The sequence below is a fragment of the Kribbella sp. CA-253562 genome, assembly GCF_050942265.1.
In the GTDB taxonomy this organism is placed as follows: Bacteria; Actinomycetota; Actinomycetes; order Propionibacteriales; family Kribbellaceae; genus Kribbella.
This window is the reverse complement of sequence record NZ_CP192049.1, coordinates 7,553,587-7,574,678: the sequence shown is the minus strand read 5'-3', so window position 1 is coordinate 7,574,678 and position 21,092 is coordinate 7,553,587. Positions and strand designations below refer to the sequence as shown.

Below are 21,092 nucleotides of genomic sequence, written 5' to 3'. Positions count from 1 at the left end.
TAGGTCGCCGGCCGGCGAAACCACGGCGGGAAAGAGGCCCCAGGCCATGACGATGACCGACCCGATCGCAGACATGCTGACGCGTCTGCGCAACGCCAACCAGGCGTACCACGAGTCGACCTCGATGCCGTACAGCAAGATCAAGCAGGGCATCGCCGACATCCTGCAGCAGGAGGGTTACATCTCCTCCTACCAGGTCGAGGAGCCCAAGGAGGGCACCGTCGGCAAGACCCTGATCGTCGACCTGAAGTTCGGGCCGAGCCGGGAGCGCTCCATCGCGGGCGTGCGCCGGATCAGCAAGCCGGGACTGCGGGTCTACGCGAAGTCGACCAACCTGCCGAAGGTGCTGGGAGGCCTGGGCGTCGCGATCATCTCGACGTCGCAGGGGCTCCTCACCGACCGGCAGGCCAAGAACAAGGGCGTTGGCGGGGAAGTCCTCGCCTACGTCTGGTGACGAAGAACCGGAAGGAGGACCACATTCATGTCTCGCATCGGTAAGCTCCCGATCACGGTCCCGTCCGGCGTCGACGTCACGATCGACGGCCAGACGGTCACCGTCAAGGGTCCCAAGGGTCAGCTCTCGCACGTCGTGGCTGAGCCCATCGTGGTCAACCGGGACGAGGACGGCACGATCGCCGTCGCGCGTCCGGACGACCAGCGCAAGAGCAAGGAACTGCACGGCCTGTCCCGCACGCTGATCGCCAACCTGGTGACCGGCGTGACGGAGGGCTACGAGAAGAAGCTCGAGATCGTCGGCGTCGGGTACCGCGTCCTGGCCAAGGGACCGGCCCAGCTGGAGTTCTCGCTCGGCTACAGCCACACGATCACGGTGGACGCGCCGGAGGGGATCACCTTCGCCGTCGAGTCGCCGACCAAGTTCTCGGTGCAGGGAATCGACAAGCAGTCCGTCGGTGAGGTCGCCGCGAACATTCGCAAGCTGCGCAAGCCCGAGCCGTACAAGGGCAAGGGTGTGCGGTACGCGGGCGAGCAGGTCCGCCGCAAGGTCGGAAAGGCTGGTAAGTAACGATGGCGATCGGTTTGCGGCACAACAAGCACGCCGCCAAGAAGACCGCTTCGCGGCTGCGGCGTCAGATCCGCGTCCGGAAGAAGATCAACGGCACGGCCGAGCGGCCGCGCCTGGTGGTCAGCAAGTCCTCGAAGCACCTGTTCGCTCAGGTCATCGACGACGTCGCCGGCGTGACGCTGGTGTCGGCCTCCACGATGGAGTCTGACCTGCGCGGTGCGGAAGCGAACAAGACCGACAAGGCCAAGACGGTGGGCGGCCTGATCGCCGACCGCGCCAAGGCCGCCGGTATCGACTCGGTCGTGTTCGACCGGGCCGGGAACAAGTACCACGGCCGCATCGCGGCACTGGCCGACGCCGCCCGCGAGGGCGGGCTCGGCTTCTGATGACGGCGACAAGGGAAGAAGGTAGTTCGAAATGAGCGGAGGCCAGCAGCGTCGCGGAGGCGGCGCCGGTGGTGAGCGCCGTGGTCGTGACGGTGGTCGCGGTCAGGCAGCTGACAAGACCGCCTACATCGAGCGCGTGGTTGCCATCAACCGGGTCGCCAAGGTCGTGAAGGGTGGTCGTCGCTTCAGCTTCACCGCCCTCGTGGTCGTCGGCGACGGTGAAGGCACCGTCGGTGTGGGTTACGGCAAGGCCAAGGAGGTGCCCGCGGCGATCGCCAAGGGTGTCGAGGAGGCCAAGAAGGCGTTCTTCAAGGTGCCGAGGATCCAGGGCACCATCCCGCACCCGGTCCAGGGCGAGAAGGCCGCCGGCGTGGTCATGCTGCGCCCGGCCGCACCCGGTACCGGTGTGATCGCGGGTGGCTCGGCGCGCGCCGTACTGGAGTGCGCGGGGATCCACGACATCCTCAGCAAGTCGCTGGGCTCGTCCAACGCCATCAACGTGGTGCACGCCACGGTGGAGGCGCTGCGCAGCCTGGAGACCCCGGAGGCCGTGGCCGCGCGCCGTGGCCTGCCGGTCGAGCACGTCGCTCCGGCGGCACTGCTGAAGGCGCGGGCGGAGGTCGCATCCTGATGGCACGCCTGAAGGTGACTCAGACCAAGTCCGGCATCGGTGGCAAGCAGAACCAGCGCGACACCCTGCGCACGCTGGGTGTGAAGCGGATCGGCGACGTCGCCGTTCACGACGACCGCCCGGAGATCCGCGGCATGGTGCGTACGGTTCGCCACCTCATCACCGTCGAAGAGGTTGACTGACATGGCGCTCAAGGTTCATCACCTGCGTCCGGCGCCCGGAGCCAAGACCGCCAAGACCCGCGTGGGTCGTGGTGAGGGCAGCAAGGGCAAGACGGCCGGCCGCGGTACCAAGGGCAGCAAGGCCCGCAACAACATCCCCGAGTGGTTCGAGGGTGGCCAGATGCCGCTGCACATGCGGCTGCCGAAGCTCAAGGGCTTCAAGAGCAGGAACCGAGTGGAGTTCCAGGTCGTTAACCTGGACAAGCTCGGACAGCTGTTCCCCGAGGGCGGTGAGATCGGTGTGACCGATCTCGTCGCGAAGGGCGCGGTCCGGGACGGTCAGCCGGTGAAGGTGCTGGGTGACGGCGAACTGACCGTGGCACTGCAGGTCTCGGCACACAAGTTCTCGAAGTCCGCCAAGGAGAAGATCACGGCGGCCGGGGGAACCACCACCGAGGTGTGAGTGCCAGGGCTCGTCCGGCTCGTGCGCTGATATTGTGCGCAGGTCGTCGGACGAGCCCTGGTTCGTCTCCAGCCCAGCTGCTTTGCTAGGCCCCTGCCCTGACCGGGCACGGGAAACATGTGGGAGGACAGGGTGTTAGGCGCCTTTGCCAACGCGTTCAAGACTCCGGACCTGCGCCGGAAGATCTTGTTCGTGCTCTTCATCGTCGTGATCTTCCGGATCGGTTCGGTCGTGCCGGCGCCTGGCGTGAACGTCAAGTCGCTGGACACCTGTTTGCAGCTGTCCCAGCAGGGAGAGAACGCGAACCTGTACAACCTGATCAACCTGTTCTCCGGCGGTGCGCTGCTGCAGCTCGCGATCTTCGCGCTGGGCATCATGCCGTACATCACCGCCAGCATCATCCTGCAGCTGCTCACCGTGGTGATCCCGCGGCTGGAGTCGCTGAAGAAGGAAGGTCAGGCGGGGCAGGGCAAGATCACGCAGTACACCCGCTTCCTGACCGTCGGTCTGGCCGTGCTGCAGGCGACCGCGTTCGTCGCGCTCGCCCGCACCCCCGGCCGGCTGTTCCAGGGCTGCAACGAGCCGCTGCTGCACAGCGACAAGGTCTTCCCGGTCGTCGTGATGGTGCTGACCATGACCGCCGGTACCGGCGTCGTGATGTGGCTGGGTGAGCTGATCACCGATCGCGGTGTCGGCAACGGCATGTCGATCCTGATCTTCACCCAGATCGTCGCCACCTTCCCGACCCAGCTGTGGGCGATCCGCAAGAGCCACGGTGTGGCGACCTTCCTGGCCGTGCTGGCGGTCGGTCTGGTCATCATGGCCGCGGTCATCTTCATCGAGCAGGCGCAGCGCCGGATCCCGGTCCAGTACGCCAAGCGCATGGTCGGCCGGAAGATGTTCGGCGGGACCTCGACCTACATCCCGCTGAAGGTCAACCAGGCCGGCGTCATCCCGGTGATCTTCGCCTCCAGCCTGATGTACCTGCCGGTGCTGGTCAGCCAGTTCCGTCAGGACGAGAAGTGGGCGCAGTGGATCCAGGGCAACCTGGTCAAGGGCGACCATCCCATCTACATCGTGACGTACCTCGCCCTTATTATCTTTTTCACGTACTTCTATGTCTCGATTACCTTCAACCCGAAGGAAGTTGCTGACAACATGAAGAAGTACGGCGGCTTCATTCCCGGGATCCGGGCGGGGCGGCCGACCGAGGAGTACCTCTCCTACGTTCTGTCCCGCATCACGCTGCCCGGTGCGATCTACCTCGCGGTGATCTCGTTGATCCCGCTGATCGCGCTGGTCCTCTTGAACGCCAGCCAGAGCTTCCCGTTCGGTGGTACGTCGATCCTGATCATGGTCGGCGTCGGACTGGACACGGTGAAGCAGATCGAGAGTCAGTTGCAGCAGCGTAACTACGAAGGGTTCCTGCGCTGATGAGAATGTTGCTGATGGGTCCGCCCGGGGCGGGCAAGGGCACGCAGGCAAAGGTGCTTGCGGAGCGTCTGAACATCCCGGCGGTCTCCACCGGCGACATCTTCCGGCAGAACGTGAAGGACGAGACCGAGCTGGGTCTCGAGGCGAAGCGGTACATGGACGCGGGCAACTACGTCCCCGACGAGGTCACGAACGCAATGGTGCGGGACCGGCTGTCCGAGGCGGACGCCGGCGCGGGCTTCCTGCTGGACGGCTACCCCCGGACGCTGCCGCAGGTCGGCACGCTGGACGACATCCTGGCCGAGCACGGCCACAAGCTGGACGCGGTGGTGGCGCTGGTCGCCGACACCGACGTGCTGGTGGACCGGATGCTCAAGCGGGCCAAGACCGACGGCCGCTCGGACGACTCCGAAGAGGTCGTCCGGCACCGGCAGGACGTCTACACCGCCGAGACCAAGCCGCTGCTGCAGGTGTACGCGCAGCGCGGTCTGCTGGTCGAGGTGGACGGCGTCGGCGAGATCGACGAGGTCAGCGAGCGCGTGCTCGCCGCCCTGAAGTCCCTCGGCGAATGATCTTCGGGCCCGTCCGGCGACGTCTGGTCGCCGGACGGGCCTTTTTGCTTGTCCCAGGTGTCCCGTCCGGGCCACCGCCGAAGCGGAGTACGGAGTCGATGATCTTCAAGGACCGCGGGATCGAGATCAAGACCCGCGAGCAGATCCTGTCCATGCGCAAGGCCGGCCTGGTGGTCGGCCGCACGCTGGAGCTGCTCCGCGCCGAGGTGAAGCCCGGCATCACCACCGGTGAGCTGGACGCGATCGCCGAGGACAACATCCGCTCGTCGGGGGCGATGCCGTCGTTCAAGGGCTACCACGGCTTCACCGGGTCGATCTGCACCTCGGTGAACGACGAGATCGTGCACGGCATCCCCGGTGAGCGGGTGCTGGCCGAGGGCGACCTGATCTCGATCGACTGCGGCGCGATCGTCGACGGCTGGCACGGCGACGCCGCGATCACCGTCGGTGTCGGCACGGTCGCCGACGAGCTGCTCGAGCTGGCCCGGATCTGCGAGGAGTCGATGTGGCGCGGCTTCGCGGCCGCCAAGCTGGGTGGCCGGCTGACCGACATCTCGGCCGCGGTCGAGGCGCACGTGCGCGCCAACTCGCCGTACGGGATCGTCGAGGACTTCGTCGGGCACGGCATCGGCTCCGCGATGCACCAGCCGCCGAACGTGCCGAACTACGGGCGTCCGGGCAAGGGGCCCAAGCTGGTCGAGGGTCTGGCGCTGGCGGTCGAGCCGATGCTGACGCTGGGCAAGCAGGACAACCACACGCTCGACGACGACTGGACCGTGGTCACCGACGACGGCACCGCGGCCGCGCACACCGAGCACACCTTCACGCTGACCCCGCAGGGCCCGTGGGTGCTGACCGCCCTGGACGGCGGCGAGTCGAAGCTGGCCGAGCTGGGCGTCACGTTCGGCCCGCTGGCCGACTGACCCGTACGCCGCTCGCCCGCCAGGGCAGACTTCCGGGCACCTCTGCGTCGTCCGCTCCGTGGAGCCGCGCGTCCACCCATCGGGGGACGCCGAGCAGTCCCCGGCTGAGGCACACTGGGGACATGCCCAGCTCGTACCAGCCCCATCAGCGCTTCACCGAAGCCGATCGCGACAAGATCGCCGGCCGGTTGCGTGACGCCTTCGCGGACGGGCGCCTGGACCAGCCGGAGTTCACCCGGCGGCTCGACGACCTGTACGGCGCCCAGACCTACGGCCAGCTGGAGCCGTTGGTGCGCGACCTCCCGCCGATCCGGACCTACCAGACCCCCGCCGGGGTGCAGAACGCGCAGCCCGCACCGGCGCCAGGAACCTTCCCGGAGCGGAAGAAGGACAACCAGCCGCAGAAGCGCGACCTGCAGGGCCTGCTCGGTGGCTTCACCGGGGTGGTGCTGGTCAACGTGCTGATCTGGTTCGTCATCGGCGTCGCCCGTGGCGGCGATTGGCCGAGCTTCTGGCCGGTCTGGCTGCTGATCCCGTGGGCCCTGATGGGCATGGGTCACCTCGGAAAGCGGCGGTGACCGAGACCGCGCGGCGCGCCGAGGGGCTACGGCTGCGCCCGGACTGGGCCTGGCAGTTGCGGCAGGGCTCCGCACTGGTCTACGTGCTGTGGTTCCTGGTCGCGGTCCCGCTGGTCGTCGTCGGCCTGCTGGTCGAGCCGCGCTGGGTCGGCTGGCTGGTGCTCGGCTGGTTCCTGGTTCTGGTCGGCCTGACCGCGGCGTTCCGGATCACCGAGGCCAGGCAGCGCCGGGGCTGGTCCGACATGGCCCGGCAGTTGGGCTGGCAGGTCAGCGCCGGCGATCCCGACCTGCTGGACCGCTGGCCGTTCCCGCCGTTCGACGTCGACCCCGCGGCCGAGGTTTACGACGTCACGATCGGCCGGCACCGGGGCCGGGAGCTGATCGCCGGACGGTTCCGGCACAAGGTACGGCGCCGCCAGCTCGGCTTCGACTTCCTGGAGCTGGAGATCGAGCGGCCGCTGCCGCCGATGCAGCTGCTGCCGACCTCGCTGGCGCCGGTCGCCGCGGCGAGCTTGGTGCCGCTGAAGCTCACGGTGACCGGACTGCCCGAGAAGTACTGCCTGTTCAACGGGCGCGAGGATCTGGCGCTGGAGGTGCTGCACCGGCGGGCGGTCGACGTACTGGCTCAGGTGCCGCCGTTCGGCTTCAGTTGTGAGGGACGCCGGTTCGTGGCGATCTTCCCGGCGTACCGGGAGCCGGCGGTCGTGCTGGCCCATCTGGACGCCGCGTGCGACCTGCTCGCGCTGATCCCGGAGCACGTGTGGCAGACCGGCGAGCAGTGGCTGGCTACTCGGCAGTCCTGAGCAGCCGTACGACGGCCGCGAGGTCCTCGTCGCCGTGACCTTCGCGGACCGCGCGGGCCAGCAGGTCACCCATCGGGGCGAGCAGCGCGGGATCGACGCCTTGGTCCCGGGACGCGTCGAGCAGGTTCACGAAAGCGGTGGACTGCATCTCGAGGTTGGAGCCGGCCGCACCTGGTTCGGCGCCGTACTCGAGGTCCCTCGCGATCGCGGGCAGGGTGCTGAGCATCGCCGTCAGCCACGGGACGAGCAGCTGCTCGGTGAACTCGGTCGGCGAGATCTTCTCGCTGGAGGTCAGGGCGAGCGCGTGGGCGGCGCCGCCGAACATGCCGTACATCCCGGTGAGCAACGCGAGGTCCTGCAGCGCGGCCAGGCCGGGGTCGCTGCCGACGTACTGCGGACGGGCGAGGGGCGCCAGCGTCGTCCGGTGCTGCTCGAACGCGGCTTCCGAGCCGCTGTAGAGGATGAACGCGTGCGGTCCGCCGATCATCGCCGGAACGGCCATGATGCCGCCGTCCAGGTAGTCCGCACCCTGCTGGGTGGCCCAGTCGGCGGCTCGGCGAGCCTGCGCGGGCGTGCCGTTGGTGAGGTTGACCAGGGTGCGGCCGGAGAACTCGGTGGCGGCCGGTCCGAGCGCTTCCTGGACGGAGGCGTCGTCCAGCAGGCACACCACGATCAGCGGGCTCGAGGCGACGGCGTCGGCGACGGTCCGGGCGCGGGTGACGCCGGTGAGCCCGGGTGCCCGGCCGGGCGTGCGGTTCCAGACGGTGGTCGGATGGCCGGCGGCGGCGAAGGCCTGGGCGAGGGCGGATCCCATCGCGCCGAGGCCGAGAACGGTGACTGGTGTCTTCATGACGTCCAGGCTGGTGCCGCCCGGTAGAGTGGACAAGTACCGACTAAATAGTCGGGTACTTACCAGATGGTAAGTGGGCCTCCGAGGGCCGATTGGGTTTCCGGCCGGTAGGTGGCGTACACTCTTTCCTTGGCTCTTTGTAGCCTCTGGTTGTGCTGCCCAATGCTTGTTCCGGGCCGTGCGACCGTGCGGTACCAATCATTCAGTACGTCGTCTACAGAAGTGCGAGGACATGCCCAAAAAAGAGGGAGTTATCGAACTCGAGGGCACCATCGTCGAGGCCCTGCCGAACGCGATGTTCCGTGTTGAGCTGTCCAACGGGCACAAGGTGCTCGCGCACATCAGCGGCAAGATGAGGCAGCACTACATCCGGATCCTCCCCGAGGACCGGGTCGTCGTGGAGCTGTCGCCGTACGACCTCACCCGGGGTCGGATCGTCTACCGGTACAAGTAACCACAGCCACCTGTCGAAGAAAGAAGCTCGATGAAGGTCAATCCGAGCGTCAAGAAGATCTGCGACAAGTGCAAGGTGATCCGCCGTCACGGCCGGGTCATGGTGATCTGCGAGAACCCGCGGCACAAGCAGCGGCAGGGCTGATCCAAGCCCTACCTCGCGACACGGCACTGTCGCACCACAGCGCGCATGCTCGTCCAGCACGGCAACTGGCTGGACGTCGCCCCCGGAACAGAGGCCGGGGCCTTGCCGGTGAAGCAACGCTCACCGAGGCGGGCAAGGACGCAGCGCGCCACCACACCTCTGCAGACGAAAGGACAACCGCCACATGGCACGCCTCGTAGGCGTCGACCTTCCGCGCGACAAGCGCATCGAGGTCGCCCTCACCTACATCTTCGGTGTAGGTCGTACTCGCGCCCTGAAGACGCTCGAAGCCACCGGCATCTCCGGTGACAAGCGCGTCCACGAACTGGGCGACGAGGAGCTGGTGAAGCTCCGGGACTGGATCGAAGGCAACTACAAGATCGAAGGTGACCTCCGTCGCGAGGTGACCGCGGACATCCGCCGCAAGATGGAGATCGGGTCGTACCAGGGTCGCCGCCACCGCAGCGGTCTGCCGGTGCGTGGTCAGCGCACGCGTACCAACGCCCGCAGCCGTAAGGGTCGTCGTAAGGCGATCGCCGGCAAGAAGAAGAAGTGACCCGGATGACCGTCGACCACCCCAGGAGCAACTGACTTATGCCTCCCAAGAGCCGCACCGCGGCCGGCGCGAAGAAGGTGCGCCGCAAGGAGAAGAAGAACGTGGCCGCCGGCCACGCGCACATCAAGAGCACGTTCAACAACACGATCGTGACGATCACCGACCCGACCGGCGCGGTCATCTCGTGGGCATCCGCGGGCACCGTCGGCTTCAAGGGTTCGCGCAAGTCCACCCCGTTCGCCGCGCAGATGGCCGCCGAGGCCGCCGGGCGCCGGGCGATGGAGCACGGCATGCGCAAGATCGACGTGTTCGTGAAGGGTCCCGGCTCCGGCCGTGAGACCGCGATCCGTTCGCTGGGTGCGGTCGGCCTCGAGGTCGGCACCATCCAGGACGTCACCCCGACCGCCCACAACGGCTGCCGCCCTCCCAAGCGGCGCCGGGTCTGACCCAAGAAAGGTAGGCAGCGAAAATGGCCCGTTACACCGGACCCATGACCAAGAAGTCGCGCCGTCTCGGGGTCGACCTCGTCGGTGGCGACAAGGCGTTCGAGCGTCGTCCGTACCCGCCGGGTATGCACGGCCGTGGCCGTCCCAAGGAGAGCGAGTACCTGCTCCAGCTTCGTGAGAAGCAGAAGGCTCGTTTCGCCTACGGCGTGCTCGAGAAGCAGTTCAGCCTGTACTACAAGGAGGCCTCGCGGCGTCCGGGTAAGACCGGTGACAACCTGCTGATCATCCTCGAGTCCCGCCTCGACAACGTCGTCTACCGCGCCGGCCTGGCCCGGACCCGTCGGCAGGCGCGTCAGCTCGTCGTGCACGGTCACTTCACCGTGAACGGCATCAAGGTGAACATCCCGTCGTACCGGGTCGCGGCCCACGACGTGATCGACGTCCGGCCGAAGTCGGCCGAGATGACGCCGTTCATCATCGCTCGCGAGACCCACTCCGAGCGGGTCGTCCCGGCGTGGCTCGAGGCCCTGCCGGAGCGGCTGCGGATCCTCGTGCACCAGCTGCCCACCCGGGCACAGATCGACACCCAGGTCGCCGAGCACCTGATCGTCGAGCTCTACTCGAAGAACTGATCCGGTTCCCGCCGGCGGCCTGTTCGCCGCCGGCGGGATCGGTCGTTCTTCGTCTCGCGACCTCAAATAGTGGTCGTCGCGAAATCGAAGAAGGAAGAAACACGTGCTTATCGCGCAGCGCCCCACCCTGACCGAAGAGGTCGTCGGCGAGCACCGCTCGCGGTTCGTGATCGAGCCGCTCGAGCCGGGCTTCGGCTACACCCTCGGCAACTCCATCCGCCGCACCCTGCTGTCGTCCATCCCGGGCGCCGCCGTGACCAGCATCAAGGTCGACGGCGTGCTGCACGAGTTCTCGACGGTGGCCGGGGTCAAGGAGGACGCCACTCAGCTGATCCTGAACCTCAAGGACCTGGTCGTCTCCTCCGAGCACGACGAGCCGGTCACCATGTACCTGCGCAAGCAGGGCCCCGGTGACGTCACCGCCGCCGACATCGCGCCGCCGGCCGGTGTCGAGGTGCACAACCCGGACCTGAAGATCGCCACCCTGAACGAGAAGGGCCGGCTCGAGATGGAGCTGGTCGTCGAGCGGGGCCGCGGTTACGTGTCCGCCGTCCAGAACAAGTCCGCCGACGCCGAGATCGGCCGGATGCCGGTCGACTCGATCTACTCGCCGGTCCTCAAGGTGACCTACAAGGTCGAGGCGACTCGTGTCGAGCAGCGCACCGACTTCGACCGGCTGGTCGTGGACGTCGAGACCAAGCCGTCGATGCTGCCCCGCGACGCCGTCGCGTCGGCCGGCAAGACGCTGGTCGAGCTGTTCGGCCTGGCCCGCGAGCTGAACGTCGAGGCCGAGGGCATCGACATCGGCCCGTCGCCGGTCGACGAGCAGATGGCCGCCGACCTGGCGCTGCCGGTCGAGGACCTGCAGCTGACCGTCCGGTCCTACAACTGCCTCAAGCGCGAGGGCATCCACACCGTGGGTGAGCTGATCTCGCGCAGCGAGCAGGACCTGCTGGACATCCGCAACTTCGGCTCCAAGTCGATCGACGAGGTCAAGCTGAAGCTGGCCGAGATGGGCCTGTCGCTGAAGGACTCGCCTCCCGGCTTCGACCTGCGCGCCGCCGCCGAGGCCTACGGTGACGACGCCGAGGACGAGGACGAGAGCTTCGCCGAGACCGAGCAGTACTGACCTTTCGATGGCCTCACGGCCCGTTCCCAAGGTCCGCACCCGGGCCTGAGATTTCTGGAGTTGGACAATGCCTACCCCTACCAAGGGATCCCGCCTCGGCGGCAGCCCGGCGCACGAGAAGCTGATCCTCAGCAACCTCGCCACCTCGCTGTTCGAGCACGGCGCGATCACCACGACCGCGTCGAAGGCCAAGCGCCTGCAGCCGCTCGCGGAGTCGATGATCACCAAGGCCAAGCGTGGTGACCTGAACTCGCGCCGCCAGGTGATGAAGCGGATCAAGGACAAGAGTGTCGTGCACGTGCTGTTCACCGAGATCGGTGAGCGCTACGCCGACCGTCCGGGCGGCTACACCCGGATCATCAAGCTCGGCCCCCGCAAGGGCGACAACGCCCCGATGGTGAAGATCGAGCTGGTCGAGGCGCTGGCGGACTCGCCGAAGGCGAAGAAGACGGCGGCCAAGAAGGCTCCGGCCAAGAAGGCCCCGGCGAAGAAGGCGGCCGCCAAGGCCGACGACGCCGAGGTCGAGGTCGAGGAGACCAAGGTCGACGAGACCCCGGCCACCGACGTCCAGGACACCGTCGAGGACGTCAAGGTCGAGGACACCAAGGTCGAGGACACCAAGGCCGAGGACAAGTAACACTTCGCAGCATCCACAGCACCCCACACCGCTCAGGTGTGGGGTGCTGTTGCGTTAGATTGCCCTGTGCGTTGGCGGATAGACCTGAGGTACGACGGGACCGGATTCCACGGCTGGGCCAGGCAGGACGGGCTCAGAACCGTGCAGGGCGACTTCGAGTCGGCCCTCCGGACGGTCCTGCGGGCCGAGCAGGCCCCGACGGTGACCTGCGCGGGGCGGACCGACACCGGTGTGCACGCCCGCGGGCAGGTCGCCCACGTGGACCTGGACACCACGATGACCGCGCGGGAGTTGCTTCGCCGGCTCAACGGCGTACTGCCCCAGGACGTTTCGGTCACCGCGGTCGCCGAGGCCCCGGACGGCTTCGACGCCCGGTTCTCCGCGCTGTTCCGCCGGTACGTCTACCGGATCTGCGACGACCCGGTCGGCTGGGATCCGCTGCGCCGGCAGGAGGTCCTGCGGGTGGGCCGCGCACTGGACACGGACCGGATGAACGCCGCCTCCCAGGCCCTGCTCGGCGAACACGACTTCGCCGCCTTCTGCCGCAAGCGCGAGGGCGCCAGCACGGTCCGGGCGCTGCGGGACTTCTCGTGGGTCCGCGTCGCGCCGGGACGCCTGGAGGGCACGGTGATCGCTGACGCGTTCTGCCACTCGATGGTGCGTGCGCTGGTCGGCTCGATCGTCCCGGTCGGCGACGGACGCCGGGAGGTGGACTGGCCCGCCAGCGTGCTCACGGCGCGCGTCCGCGACTCGGCGGTCGCGGTGCTTCCCGCGCACGGCCTCACGCTGGAGGAAGTGCGTTACCCCGCGGACGATCAGGTGGCGGCACGCGCCGTGGAGACTCGGCAGGTCCGTGGCGAGGTGCACCGACGTGGCTGACCACTTCTTCTCCGCCGATCCGGCCTCGGCCGACGTACGGCGTACTGTGCGGGCGCGGATCTGGGACCGGGACTACGAGTTCACCACGGCCAGCGGGGTGTTCTCCCGCGACCGGCTCGACCTCGGGACGTCGATCCTGCTGCGCGAGGTCCGGCCCGAGCCTGGGCGCCGGACGATCCTCGATCTCGGCACGGGCTACGGCCCGATCGCCTGCGCGCTGGCGGTCGAGGTCCCGGAGGCCGAGGTCTGGGCGGTGGACGTGAACAACCGGGCGCTCGAGCTGACCGGGCTGAACGCGGCCGCGGCGGGAGTCGCCGATCGGGTTCACCCGGCGCAGCCGGACGACGTACCGGACGAGGTGGTGTTCGACGAGCTCTGGTCGAACCCGGCGATCCACATCGGCAAGCCGGAGCTGCACAAGATGCTGCTGCGCTGGTTCGGCCGGCTGAAGCCCGGGGGAGTGGCCTGGCTGGTGGTCGGCAAGAACCTCGGCGGCGACTCGCTGCAACGCTGGCTGACCGAGCAGGGCTATCCGTGCGATCGGGTGGCCAGCGCGAAGGGTTTCCGGATCCTGAAGGCGACTGCAACGAACCCGGGCGGATCACCGTCCTGAGGGTATGGAGGCAGCCTTGGCAGAGCCGGTGACCAGCGCCCTCGCGCTCGACTTCGAACTGTTCGTCACCGAACGGGCCGACGCGCTGCTGCGGTTCGCCTACGTGCTGACCGGCGACCAGGCGCTGGCCGAGGACGCCGTCCAGGACGCCCTGACGACCGCCTGTGCGCGCTGGGCCCGGGTCAGCCAGGCCGACGACCCCGAGGCGTACGTCAAGCGGATGGTGGTCAACGCGCACATCTCCTGGTGGCGCCGGTTCCGCCGCCGCGAGTCACCGGCCGCCGAGCCGACCCGGACCGCCGCGCCCGCACCGGACGGTACGGCGGACCGCGCGCAGGCGGAGGCCGTCTGGGAGCTCTGCAAGACGCTGCCGGACCGCCAACGGGCCGCGGTCGTGCTGCGCTTCTACGAAGACCTGTCGTACGCGGAGATCGCCGTACTGCTGCACTGCGCGGAGGCGACGGCCCGGTCCCACGTGCACCGGGCGCTCGCCGTACTGAAGCAGACGCTGACCAAGGAAGGAGCCGAGGATGCCTGAGTACGACGACCAGGAGCAGGAGCTCGGCCCGACCCTGGCCGACGCCTTCCACACCAAGGCGGACGCCGCGCCGAGCCTGCGCGGCAAGTCGATGGCCGACGAGGCGCGCCGACGGCTCCGGCAGCGCCGGCGAAACCTGATGGCCGCCTCGGCCGCGGTGATCGCCGTCGCGGTGATCGGTGGCGGGGTGTGGACCACCCTCGGCTCGCCGACCGAGGTGGCGAGCGACAGCGCCGGTGGTGCCGGAGCCGGAGTCCCGGAGGCCAACCAAAACGAGCCGCAGGCCGATCGCGCCCTCGGCTGCGAGCCCCAGCCGGCGATCTTCAGCGGCGACGCCGGTCCGTCACCCGCCGTCGGGCTGGATCCCAGCACCCCCGTCTCCAGCCTTCAGGCCTGTCGCTACCGCCTGACCCCCGGCGCCACCGCACTGATCGGCTCCGGGACCTTCAACCAGACGGTCGCCCAGCAGGTCGTCGATGCGATCAAGGTCCTGCCCGAACGCAACCCCGCCCTCCCGGCCTTCAAGTGCACCCCCGAACGAGCCCGCCCGTCCGAGGCGATCGTCCTGCGCTTCACCACCACTCAAGGCATCCGCGAGATCTGGGTCCAGTACGACGGCTGCGCCACCGCCGGCTTCCTCAACGGCACCACGACGTACGGCCTCTTCGCGCCCCCGCTCAAACTCTTCATGACCGGCACCGTTCGCCCCACCGGCGGCATCTACTTGGACCACCTCGAAGGCTGGTAAGCGATAACCGTTCGCTGTCGTGGCTGCCCGCCGTCAGACTGGGGGTCATGGGGCATGTGGACGTGGCCGGGATCGGGTTCGAGTTGCCGGACGGGCGGGTGTTGCTGGACGACATCACGTTTCGGGTCGGGGACGGGGCCAAGGTCGCGCTGGTCGGGGCGAACGGGTCGGGCAAGACGACGCTGACCAAGATCATCGCCGGGGACCTGAAGCCGCACAGTGGCAGCATCGCGCGGTCCGGTGGGCTCGGGGTGATGCGGCAGTTCGTCGGGTCGGTGCGGGACACCTCGACCGTGCGGGACCTGCTGCTCTCGGTGGCGCCGGAGGCGATCCGGACCGCCGCGGCCAAGCTCGACGCGGCCGAGCTGAAGATGATGGAGGCCGACGACGAGAAGACGCAGCTGCGCTACGCCCAGGCAGTCTCGGACTGGGGCGAGGTCGGCGGGTACGACGCCGAGGTGCTCTGGGACGTCTGTACGTCGGCCGCGCTCGGCGTGCCCTTCGAGCGGTGCCGTTGGCGTGAGGTGAAGACGCTGTCCGGCGGCGAGCAGAAGAGGCTCGTCCTGGAGGCGTTGCTGCGCGGTCCGGACGAGGTGCTGATGCTGGACGAGCCGGACAACTACCTCGACGTACCGGGCAAGCGCTGGCTGGAGGAGCAGCTCAACGCGACGTCCAAGACCGTGCTCTACATCAGCCACGACCGGGAGCTGCTGGCCAACACGGCGACCCGGATCGTCACCGTCGAACTCGGTGCCGCGGGCAACACCATCTGGACGCACGGTGGAGGCTTCAAGACCTACCACGAAGCGCGCAAGCACCGGTTCGAGCGGCTGGAGGAGTTGCGCCGCCGCTGGGACGAGGAACACGCGAAGCTCAAGGCGCTGGTGCTGATGTACAAGCAGAAGGCGGCCTACAACGACGGGCTGGCGTCACGCTACAAGGCGGCGCAGACCCGGCTGGCCAAGTTCGAACAGGCCGGACCGCCGCAGGCCATCCCGCGCGAACAGAAGGTCAGCATGCGGCTCACCGGCGGCCGCACCGGCAAGCGGGCGGTGGTCTGCACCGGGCTCGAGCTGACCGGCCTGATGAAGCCCTTCGACCTCGAGGTCTGGTACGGCGAACGCGTGGCCGTGCTCGGCTCCAACGGCTCCGGCAAGTCGCACTTCCTGCGCCTGCTGGCCAACGGTGGCTCCGACCCGGACATCGAACACCAGCCAGTCGGCGAGGTGGAGATCCCGTCGGTCGCGCACACCGGCATGGCCAAGCTCGGCGCGCGGGTCCGGCCCGGCTGGTTCGCCCAGACCCACGAGCACCCGGAGCTCGCCGGCCGGACGCTGCTGGAGATCCTGCACCGCGGTGACGAGCACCGTGACGGCATGGGCCGCGAGCTGGCGTCGCGGAAGCTGGACCGCTACGAGCTGGCGCACGCGGCCGAGCAGAGCTTCGACAGCCTGTCGGGTGGTCAGCAGGCGCGGTTCCAGATCCTCCTGCTCGAGCTGTCCGGCGCGACGCTGCTGCTGCTCGACGAGCCCACCGACAACCTCGACGTGGAGTCCGCCGAAGCGCTGGAGGAGGGCCTGGACTCCTTCGACGGCACGGTCCTGGCCGTCACCCACGACCGCTGGTTCGCCCGGGACTTCGACCGCTACCTGGTCTTCGGCTCCGACGGTTCGGTCTACGAGTCGACCGAACCGGTCTGGGACGAGGGCCGGGTCGAACGCGCCCGCTAGGGCCGGTCGATCCGGTAGACGACGTGCAGCGGGTCGTCGATCGGGTTGTCCGGCTCCATCGGCCCCTCGGCGACCCGGCGCAGACCGGCCCGCTCCAGCGCCCGCCAGGAGTTCCGGTTCGCGGCCACGACGGCGACCAGGACGGCCGGCGTACCGGGCAGCTCGGTCCAGGTCCGCTCGATCATCGCGGCGATCATGGCCGTTCCGAGCCCCTGGCCGGTGTGCTCCTCGGCGCCGATGAAGTAGTCGACGATCACCGCGCCGTCCGGTACGTCGGTCAGCCCGGCGAAGGCTTCCAGCTCCTCGGGGTAGTCAGCCAGCCGGCTCCGCTGGATCAGCCCGGCCGGTACGCCGTCCACCAGGAACAGGAAGTCCTCGGACGGTTCGGTGCCGTCGGCGCTCGCGCCGAAGTCGCGCTCGACGGCCTCCGGGCTGGTCTCGTGGTTCCACCAGCGCGCGACGTGGGGGTTGGCCAGCCACCGGGCCAGCAAGGGGAAGTCGTCGCGGGTGACGCGGCGGAAGGTCAGGCTGGTCACTTCCGCACCCATCCCTCGGTGTAGGCGGTCCAGTGCTGCTCGGTCGCGGTGAAGTCGACGTAGATCGCGAGCCCGAAGTTCTGCTTGCCGGACGTGCCGAGGCCCAGGCGCGCACCGCGGACCGCGGCTTCGACGGTCTCCGCGTGACCCCAGTGGCTCGGGTTGCTCTCCCAGTACGCCGGAAGGCCCATCAGCAGGTCGACGTGGTCGGGGGTGACCTCCAGGGCCAGACTGGTCTGTTGGGCGACGTAGCCGCCGTACAGGGACTCCAGGGGCATGGCGGTGTCGTACGACATCACGGCGATCTGCTCGACCCTGCGGGCCACCGCGCCGAAGTACTCCTGCGACCACCACTTGCCCTCGTCGGCGATGGCCAGCGGTACGGCGTTCAGGTTCCAGAGCGGGTCGATCTGGGCCGCCGCGACCGACAGCGGTACGCCGCGCCGGGCGGTGAGCTCGTGCACCTGATCCAGTACGGCGAGGAAGCCGCGCGACTCGGAGTGCACCGGCTCGAAGTCGAAGTGGATACCGTCGAAGCCCTGGTCGAGCACGGCCGCCGACGACGCGGTCACCCGGTCCCGAACGACCTGGTCGTCCAGGTCCATGCCGGGGTTCTTGGCCGGCTGGACGATGTCGCCCAACCACGCCTGCACCCGTACCCCGGGCGCAGCCTTGCTCACCGCGTCGGTGAACCAGCGGGCTTTCGGCGAGACCTCGGCGAGCGGCAGAGTGCCGTCGTGCTCCAGCGGCCCGGCGTGGACGTACAGGTCGCGCACTCCGGTCTTGGCCAGCCGTGCGGCCAGTGCGGTGACGTCAGCGCTGGTCTTGCGCCCGTCCACCCAGGCATGGCCTAGCCAGACGGCGTCCCGGCCGCGGCTGATCGCCTGGGACGACGGGTCGCCGGTGTAGTGCACGCGGAGCGCCACGGCGTACGCCCCGAGCGGTACGGGGACCGCCAGCAGGAAGACCAGCAGCAGGACGACGACCACGCGCCGCCGGCGGGACCAGCGCTGCCAGCGCCGCTTCACGCGCGCGGCCGCAGTCCGTCGTACAGGACTGCGAGCATTCGGTCCCGGACCTCCGGATCCAGACCGGCCGCTGTCGCACCCCGGGACGCGCCGACCAGCAAGGCGTACACCTCCGGGAACTGCGCGTCGGCCCGGACAGCTCCACTGTGCTGGGCCTTCGCGAGCAGCTCACCGAAGGCCTCACGCATCTCGACTCCGGCCTGGCGGGCGTGCTCGCCAGGAGTCGTGCCGGCCGCGCTGAGCGCCTCCGCGATCGCCAGTTTGGATCCAGCCTCGGCGACCACCTGACCGAAGAACTCGAAGAACGCCGTCCCGGGGTGGCTTGCGCCGGCCAGTTCGCGGGCGGTGTCGCGCAGCCGTTCCAGCCGCAGCGTCAGTACGGCCTCCAGCAGTTCCAGCTTGGTCGGGAAGTGCCGGAACACGGTCGCGATCCCGACCCCCGCCAGCTTCGCGACGTCGTCGGTCGAGGCGGCCGTCGACCGCCCGAACACCTGCTCGGCCGCGGTCAGGATTCGTTCGCGATTGTCCCGCGCGTCAGCTCGCACTCGCCCACCCTCCGTCGTCCCGCACAGCGTAGGAGACGCTCGCCGGATCGATTCGGTTGTAACCGAAGTCGCCGCTCCGTATATTCGGAGTCACCACTTCGCTTAGGGGGAACTCATGACACCTGCCGACGTCTTCCTGCGCCTGGTCCACGGCGTCGCCGCCGGTGACTACGCGGCTCTGCCCGACCTGTACGCCGAACAGACCGACGTCCGGCACCCGATGGCGCCCGGCGGCGACCGCCCGCTGCTCAGCCGCGACGCACTGCGCGCGCACTTCACCGGCACCGGGCCCGCGGTCGCGCAGACCATCGAGTTCCGCCCCGACAACATCCGGATCCACCAGACCGAGGACCCCGAGGTGATCGTCGCCGAGTTCGAGTACGCCGGCGTCCGGCCGGCCGACGGCGCGACGTTCCGGGTGCCGTGCGTCTTCGTGCTGCGGGTCCGCGACGGCGAGATCGTGCAGTCCCGCGACTACGTCGACCACCTCGCGATGGCCCGCGCCCGCGGAACGCTGGACCAAGTCTTCGCCGCGGCCCGGGAACCGCGGGACACCGCCGCCGCGTCGTAGTCGGCAGAAGCGCAGCACGGCCCCGGTCCGCGGCAGATCTGCCGGGCCGGGGCCGTCCCAATTGCTCAACCCTGCAAGCCTTTCAGTGGCGTGACACTGAGGGCCTTGGCGGCGATCACCAGACCGGCGGCCGCCAGTACGACGTCCTTCAGCACGTACTGCGCCTCCAGCGTCGGCGCTCCCGGGAACAGGTCGCCGAAGAACAGCACCACTGGCGACATGATGCCGACCAGCGCCATCCCGAGCACCAGCAGACCGGTGCGCAGGAACCTGCCGGTGACCAGCGTGAGCCCGATGAAGCACTCCATCAGCGCGGTCAGCAGCACGGCGTTGCGGCCTTCCACGACACCGAGGGTCAGGGTGTCGAGCGTGCGCATCACCAGCGCCTCGGCCGGACTCGCGCCGGGAAAGAACTTCAGTACGCCGAAGCCGAGGAAGACCAGCCCGAGGCTGACCCGCAGGATGTCGACGCTGTGCCGGCCGAGCCACTCGGTGGTCCGGTTTCCCTTGTCCAGCAGGGTGTTCATGGTGTGTCTCCTGTCATGGTCGATGTCCATGACAGCGTCCCGAAATCCGCCCCGCCTCCGCGTCGGCCCGGCGGCGGCTCCCGCCGTACGCCGGGTGGCGTACGGGTCAGGGTCACCCTGAACCCTGGAGGAGCAGGCGCCGCAACGACGAAGGCCCCCACGCGGATCGCGTGGGGGCCCGGTCAGCCGTCGGTCAGCGCTCGCCCATCGGGACGTAGTCGATGCCGCGGGCACCGGTGTAGATCTGCTTCGGGCGGGCGATCTTCTGGTCGCTGTCGCCGAGGCTCTCCAGCCACTGCGCCAGCCAGCCCGACGTCCGCGGGATGGCGAACAGCACGGTGAACATCTCCGGCGGGAACTGCAGCGCCTCGTAGATCAGGCCGGAGTAGAAGTCGACGTTCGGGTAGAGCTTGCGGGAGACGAAGTACTCGTCCTCCAGCGCGATCTTCTCCAGCTCGACCGCGATCTTCAGCAACGGGTTGATCCCGGTCACCTCGAACACGTCGTCGGCGGCCTTCTTGATGATCTTGGCCCGCGGGTCGTAGTTCTTGTAGACCCGGTGGCCGAAGCCCATCAGCCGCTCTTCGCCGTTCTTCACGCCCTCGATGAACGACGGCACGTTGTCGACGGTGCCGATCCGGCGCAGCATCTTCAGCACCGCCTCGTTGGCGCCGCCGTGCAGCGGGCCGTAGAGGGCCGCGATGCCGCCGGTGACCGCGCTGTACGGGTCGACCTGGGTCGAGCCGATCGCGCGGACCGCGTTGGTGGAGGCGTTCTGCTCGTGGTCGGCGTGCAGGATGAACAGGATCTCCAGTGCGCGCACCAGGCGGTCGTCGGCGGCGTACTTGGGCTCGCTCATCTTGAACAGCATCGACAGGAAGTTCGCCGCGTAGCTGAGCTCGTTGTCGGGGTAGACGTAGGGCTTGCCCTGCGCGTGCCGGTACGCGAACGCGCCCAGCGTCGGCATCTTGGCGATCAGCCGGCGGATCTGCAGCGCCCGCGACTCCTCGTTGAAGATGTCGCGCGACTCGGGGTAGAACGTCGACAGCGCGCCGACCGAGGCCAGCAGCATGCCCATCGGGTGCGCGTCGTACCGGAAGCCCTGCATGAAGGTCTTCAGGTTCTCGTGCACGAACGTGTGATACGTCACGTCGTGCGCCCAGGCCTCGTACTCGGCCTTGTTCGGCAGCTTGCCGTTGACCAGCAGGTAGGCGACCTCGAGGTAGTTCGACTGCTCGGCGAGCTGCTCGATCGGGTAGCCGCGGTACTCCAGGATGCCCTTGTCACCGTCGATGAAGGTGACCGAGGAGCGGGTCGAGGCGGTGTTGACGAAGCCGGGGTCGTAGGTGGCCAGGCCACCGTCTCCGTCGGTAGCGCTGATCTGCTTGAGATCTGCGGCACGGATGGTGCCGTCGGTGATGGCAAGGTCGTAGTCCTTGCCGGTCCGGTTGTCCCGGACGGTGAGCGACTGTTCGGTCACGGGTGCCCTCTTCGGAAGCTGGCGTCATCGCCGGAGCCAGTGAGGGTGATCGTCAGCCGGCGGGACGCGGTTCG

At 68.6% G+C, this 21,092-nt stretch carries 30 protein-coding genes; 24 read left to right on the top strand and 6 right to left on the bottom strand.

The window, feature by feature from the left end:
• Positions 1–46 precede the first annotated feature (46 nt).
• The 11 genes from rpsH (at position 47) to ACQPXM_RS35865 (ending at position 6,975) form a co-directional block, all read left to right on the top strand.
• The gene (rpsH, locus tag ACQPXM_RS35915) at positions 47–454 is read left to right on the top strand and encodes a 30S ribosomal protein S8 (protein WP_077019240.1); all 408 of its coding nucleotides are present in this window, start codon (positions 47–49) and stop codon (positions 452–454) included.
• A gap of 27 nt (positions 455–481) precedes the next feature.
• Positions 482–1,024, top strand: a complete 543-nt coding sequence (gene rplF, locus ACQPXM_RS35910; protein ID WP_432942462.1) for a 50S ribosomal protein L6 — start codon at positions 482–484, stop codon at positions 1,022–1,024.
• A 2-nt stretch (positions 1,025–1,026) separates the two neighbouring features.
• Entirely contained in the window at positions 1,027–1,410 is a 384-nt protein-coding gene (gene rplR, locus ACQPXM_RS35905) for a 50S ribosomal protein L18 (RefSeq protein WP_077019242.1), read from the top strand.
• Between the two features lie 31 nt (positions 1,411–1,441).
• Positions 1,442–2,041: a 30S ribosomal protein S5 gene (gene rpsE / locus ACQPXM_RS35900; protein WP_077019243.1), complete on the top strand. Its 600-nt coding sequence runs from the start codon at positions 1,442–1,444 to the stop codon at positions 2,039–2,041.
• Entirely contained in the window at positions 2,041–2,223 is a 183-nt protein-coding gene (rpmD, locus tag ACQPXM_RS35895) for a 50S ribosomal protein L30 (protein WP_077019244.1), read from the top strand. Before rpsE ends, rpmD begins: the two co-directional genes overlap by 1 nt.
• A 1-nt stretch (position 2,224) precedes the next feature.
• A complete protein-coding gene (gene rplO / locus ACQPXM_RS35890; protein WP_432942461.1) occupies positions 2,225–2,665 on the top strand; it encodes a 50S ribosomal protein L15 in 441 nt (146 codons plus the stop codon).
• Positions 2,666–2,797: 132 nt separating this feature from the next.
• Positions 2,798–4,099, top strand: a complete 1,302-nt coding sequence (gene secY, locus ACQPXM_RS35885) for a preprotein translocase subunit SecY (RefSeq protein ID WP_432942460.1) — start codon at positions 2,798–2,800, stop codon at positions 4,097–4,099.
• The gene (locus ACQPXM_RS35880) at positions 4,099–4,671 is read left to right on the top strand and encodes an adenylate kinase (protein ID WP_202817802.1); all 573 of its coding nucleotides are present in this window, start codon (positions 4,099–4,101) and stop codon (positions 4,669–4,671) included. Before secY ends, ACQPXM_RS35880 begins: the two co-directional genes overlap by 1 nt.
• A 98-nt stretch (positions 4,672–4,769) precedes the next feature.
• Complete coding sequence (gene map / locus ACQPXM_RS35875; RefSeq protein WP_432942459.1) at positions 4,770–5,594, top strand: type I methionyl aminopeptidase; 825 nt, start codon at positions 4,770–4,772, stop codon at positions 5,592–5,594.
• A 122-nt stretch (positions 5,595–5,716) separates the two neighbouring features.
• Positions 5,717–6,172: a DUF1707 SHOCT-like domain-containing protein gene (locus tag ACQPXM_RS35870; protein ID WP_432942458.1), complete on the top strand. Its 456-nt coding sequence runs from the start codon at positions 5,717–5,719 to the stop codon at positions 6,170–6,172.
• Positions 6,169–6,975, top strand: a complete 807-nt coding sequence (locus tag ACQPXM_RS35865) for a hypothetical protein (protein WP_432942457.1) — start codon at positions 6,169–6,171, stop codon at positions 6,973–6,975. Before ACQPXM_RS35870 ends, ACQPXM_RS35865 begins: the two co-directional genes overlap by 4 nt.
• Here the strand turns inward: ACQPXM_RS35865 and ACQPXM_RS35860 are convergent.
• Positions 6,959–7,825 carry an NAD(P)-dependent oxidoreductase gene (locus ACQPXM_RS35860; RefSeq protein ID WP_432942456.1) on the bottom strand — a complete coding sequence of 289 codons (867 nt, stop codon included), beginning with the start codon at positions 7,823–7,825 and terminating at the stop codon, positions 6,959–6,961. The genes ACQPXM_RS35865 and ACQPXM_RS35860 overlap by 17 nt on opposite strands.
• A 232-nt stretch (positions 7,826–8,057) precedes the next feature.
• Between ACQPXM_RS35860 and infA the strand changes: the two genes are divergently transcribed.
• From infA to ACQPXM_RS35800, 12 genes are all read left to right on the top strand, one after another.
• Complete coding sequence (infA, locus tag ACQPXM_RS35855; protein WP_012923661.1) at positions 8,058–8,279, top strand: translation initiation factor IF-1; 222 nt, start codon at positions 8,058–8,060, stop codon at positions 8,277–8,279.
• Between the two features lie 30 nt (positions 8,280–8,309).
• Entirely contained in the window at positions 8,310–8,423 is a 114-nt protein-coding gene (gene rpmJ / locus ACQPXM_RS35850; protein WP_008361054.1) for a 50S ribosomal protein L36, read from the top strand.
• A gap of 184 nt (positions 8,424–8,607) precedes the next feature.
• The gene (rpsM, locus tag ACQPXM_RS35845; RefSeq protein ID WP_077019251.1) at positions 8,608–8,979 is read left to right on the top strand and encodes a 30S ribosomal protein S13; all 372 of its coding nucleotides are present in this window, start codon (positions 8,608–8,610) and stop codon (positions 8,977–8,979) included.
• 38 nt (positions 8,980–9,017) lie between these two features.
• Complete coding sequence (rpsK, locus tag ACQPXM_RS35840; RefSeq protein WP_012923659.1) at positions 9,018–9,425, top strand: 30S ribosomal protein S11; 408 nt, start codon at positions 9,018–9,020, stop codon at positions 9,423–9,425.
• 23 nt (positions 9,426–9,448) lie between these two features.
• Positions 9,449–10,057: a 30S ribosomal protein S4 gene (rpsD, locus tag ACQPXM_RS35835; protein ID WP_077019252.1), complete on the top strand. Its 609-nt coding sequence runs from the start codon at positions 9,449–9,451 to the stop codon at positions 10,055–10,057.
• 103 nt (positions 10,058–10,160) lie between these two features.
• Positions 10,161–11,186, top strand: coding sequence for a DNA-directed RNA polymerase subunit alpha (locus ACQPXM_RS35830; RefSeq protein ID WP_077019253.1), 1,026 nt, complete (start codon positions 10,161–10,163; stop codon positions 11,184–11,186).
• 67 nt (positions 11,187–11,253) lie between these two features.
• Complete coding sequence (rplQ, locus tag ACQPXM_RS35825; RefSeq protein ID WP_432942451.1) at positions 11,254–11,823, top strand: 50S ribosomal protein L17; 570 nt, start codon at positions 11,254–11,256, stop codon at positions 11,821–11,823.
• Between the two features lie 66 nt (positions 11,824–11,889).
• The gene (gene truA / locus ACQPXM_RS35820; protein WP_432942449.1) at positions 11,890–12,702 is read left to right on the top strand and encodes a tRNA pseudouridine(38-40) synthase TruA; all 813 of its coding nucleotides are present in this window, start codon (positions 11,890–11,892) and stop codon (positions 12,700–12,702) included.
• Entirely contained in the window at positions 12,695–13,315 is a 621-nt protein-coding gene (locus ACQPXM_RS35815; RefSeq protein ID WP_432942447.1) for a class I SAM-dependent methyltransferase, read from the top strand. Before truA ends, ACQPXM_RS35815 begins: the two co-directional genes overlap by 8 nt.
• Positions 13,316–13,331: 16 nt before the next feature.
• Positions 13,332–13,853: a SigE family RNA polymerase sigma factor gene (locus ACQPXM_RS35810; protein WP_432942445.1), complete on the top strand. Its 522-nt coding sequence runs from the start codon at positions 13,332–13,334 to the stop codon at positions 13,851–13,853.
• The gene (locus tag ACQPXM_RS35805) at positions 13,846–14,601 is read left to right on the top strand and encodes a hypothetical protein (protein WP_432942443.1); all 756 of its coding nucleotides are present in this window, start codon (positions 13,846–13,848) and stop codon (positions 14,599–14,601) included. The genes ACQPXM_RS35810 and ACQPXM_RS35805 overlap by 8 nt, the downstream gene beginning before the upstream one ends.
• 47 nt (positions 14,602–14,648) lie before the next feature.
• Positions 14,649–16,331: an ABC-F family ATP-binding cassette domain-containing protein gene (locus tag ACQPXM_RS35800; protein ID WP_432942441.1), complete on the top strand. Its 1,683-nt coding sequence runs from the start codon at positions 14,649–14,651 to the stop codon at positions 16,329–16,331.
• Here the strand turns inward: ACQPXM_RS35800 and ACQPXM_RS35795 are convergent.
• Genes ACQPXM_RS35795 through ACQPXM_RS35785 form a run of 3 tightly spaced genes read right to left on the bottom strand, consistent with a single transcriptional unit; the run spans position 16,328 to position 18,440 of the window.
• Positions 16,328–16,867, bottom strand: coding sequence for a GNAT family N-acetyltransferase (locus ACQPXM_RS35795; RefSeq protein ID WP_432942439.1), 540 nt, complete (start codon positions 16,865–16,867; stop codon positions 16,328–16,330). The genes ACQPXM_RS35800 and ACQPXM_RS35795 overlap by 4 nt on opposite strands.
• Entirely contained in the window at positions 16,864–17,895 is a 1,032-nt protein-coding gene (locus ACQPXM_RS35790; protein ID WP_432942437.1) for a hypothetical protein, read from the bottom strand. Before ACQPXM_RS35790 ends, ACQPXM_RS35795 begins: the two co-directional genes overlap by 4 nt.
• Positions 17,892–18,440 carry a TetR/AcrR family transcriptional regulator gene (locus ACQPXM_RS35785; RefSeq protein ID WP_432942435.1) on the bottom strand — a complete coding sequence of 183 codons (549 nt, stop codon included), beginning with the start codon at positions 18,438–18,440 and terminating at the stop codon, positions 17,892–17,894. The genes ACQPXM_RS35790 and ACQPXM_RS35785 overlap by 4 nt, the downstream gene beginning before the upstream one ends.
• 115 nt (positions 18,441–18,555) lie before the next feature.
• On the opposite strand from ACQPXM_RS35785, the gene ACQPXM_RS35780 reads away from it, so the two are divergent.
• Complete coding sequence (locus ACQPXM_RS35780; protein WP_432942433.1) at positions 18,556–19,011, top strand: nuclear transport factor 2 family protein; 456 nt, start codon at positions 18,556–18,558, stop codon at positions 19,009–19,011.
• Between the two features lie 65 nt (positions 19,012–19,076).
• Here ACQPXM_RS35780 and ACQPXM_RS35775 read toward each other — a convergent pair whose 3' ends face one another.
• Positions 19,077–19,538 (bottom strand): DoxX family protein, encoded by a 462-nt coding sequence (locus tag ACQPXM_RS35775; protein ID WP_432942431.1) that lies wholly within the window; start codon positions 19,536–19,538, stop codon positions 19,077–19,079.
• 193 nt (positions 19,539–19,731) lie between these two features.
• Positions 19,732–21,018 (bottom strand): citrate synthase, encoded by a 1,287-nt coding sequence (locus ACQPXM_RS35770; protein WP_432942429.1) that lies wholly within the window; start codon positions 21,016–21,018, stop codon positions 19,732–19,734.
• Positions 21,019–21,092: the final 74 nt, after the last annotated feature.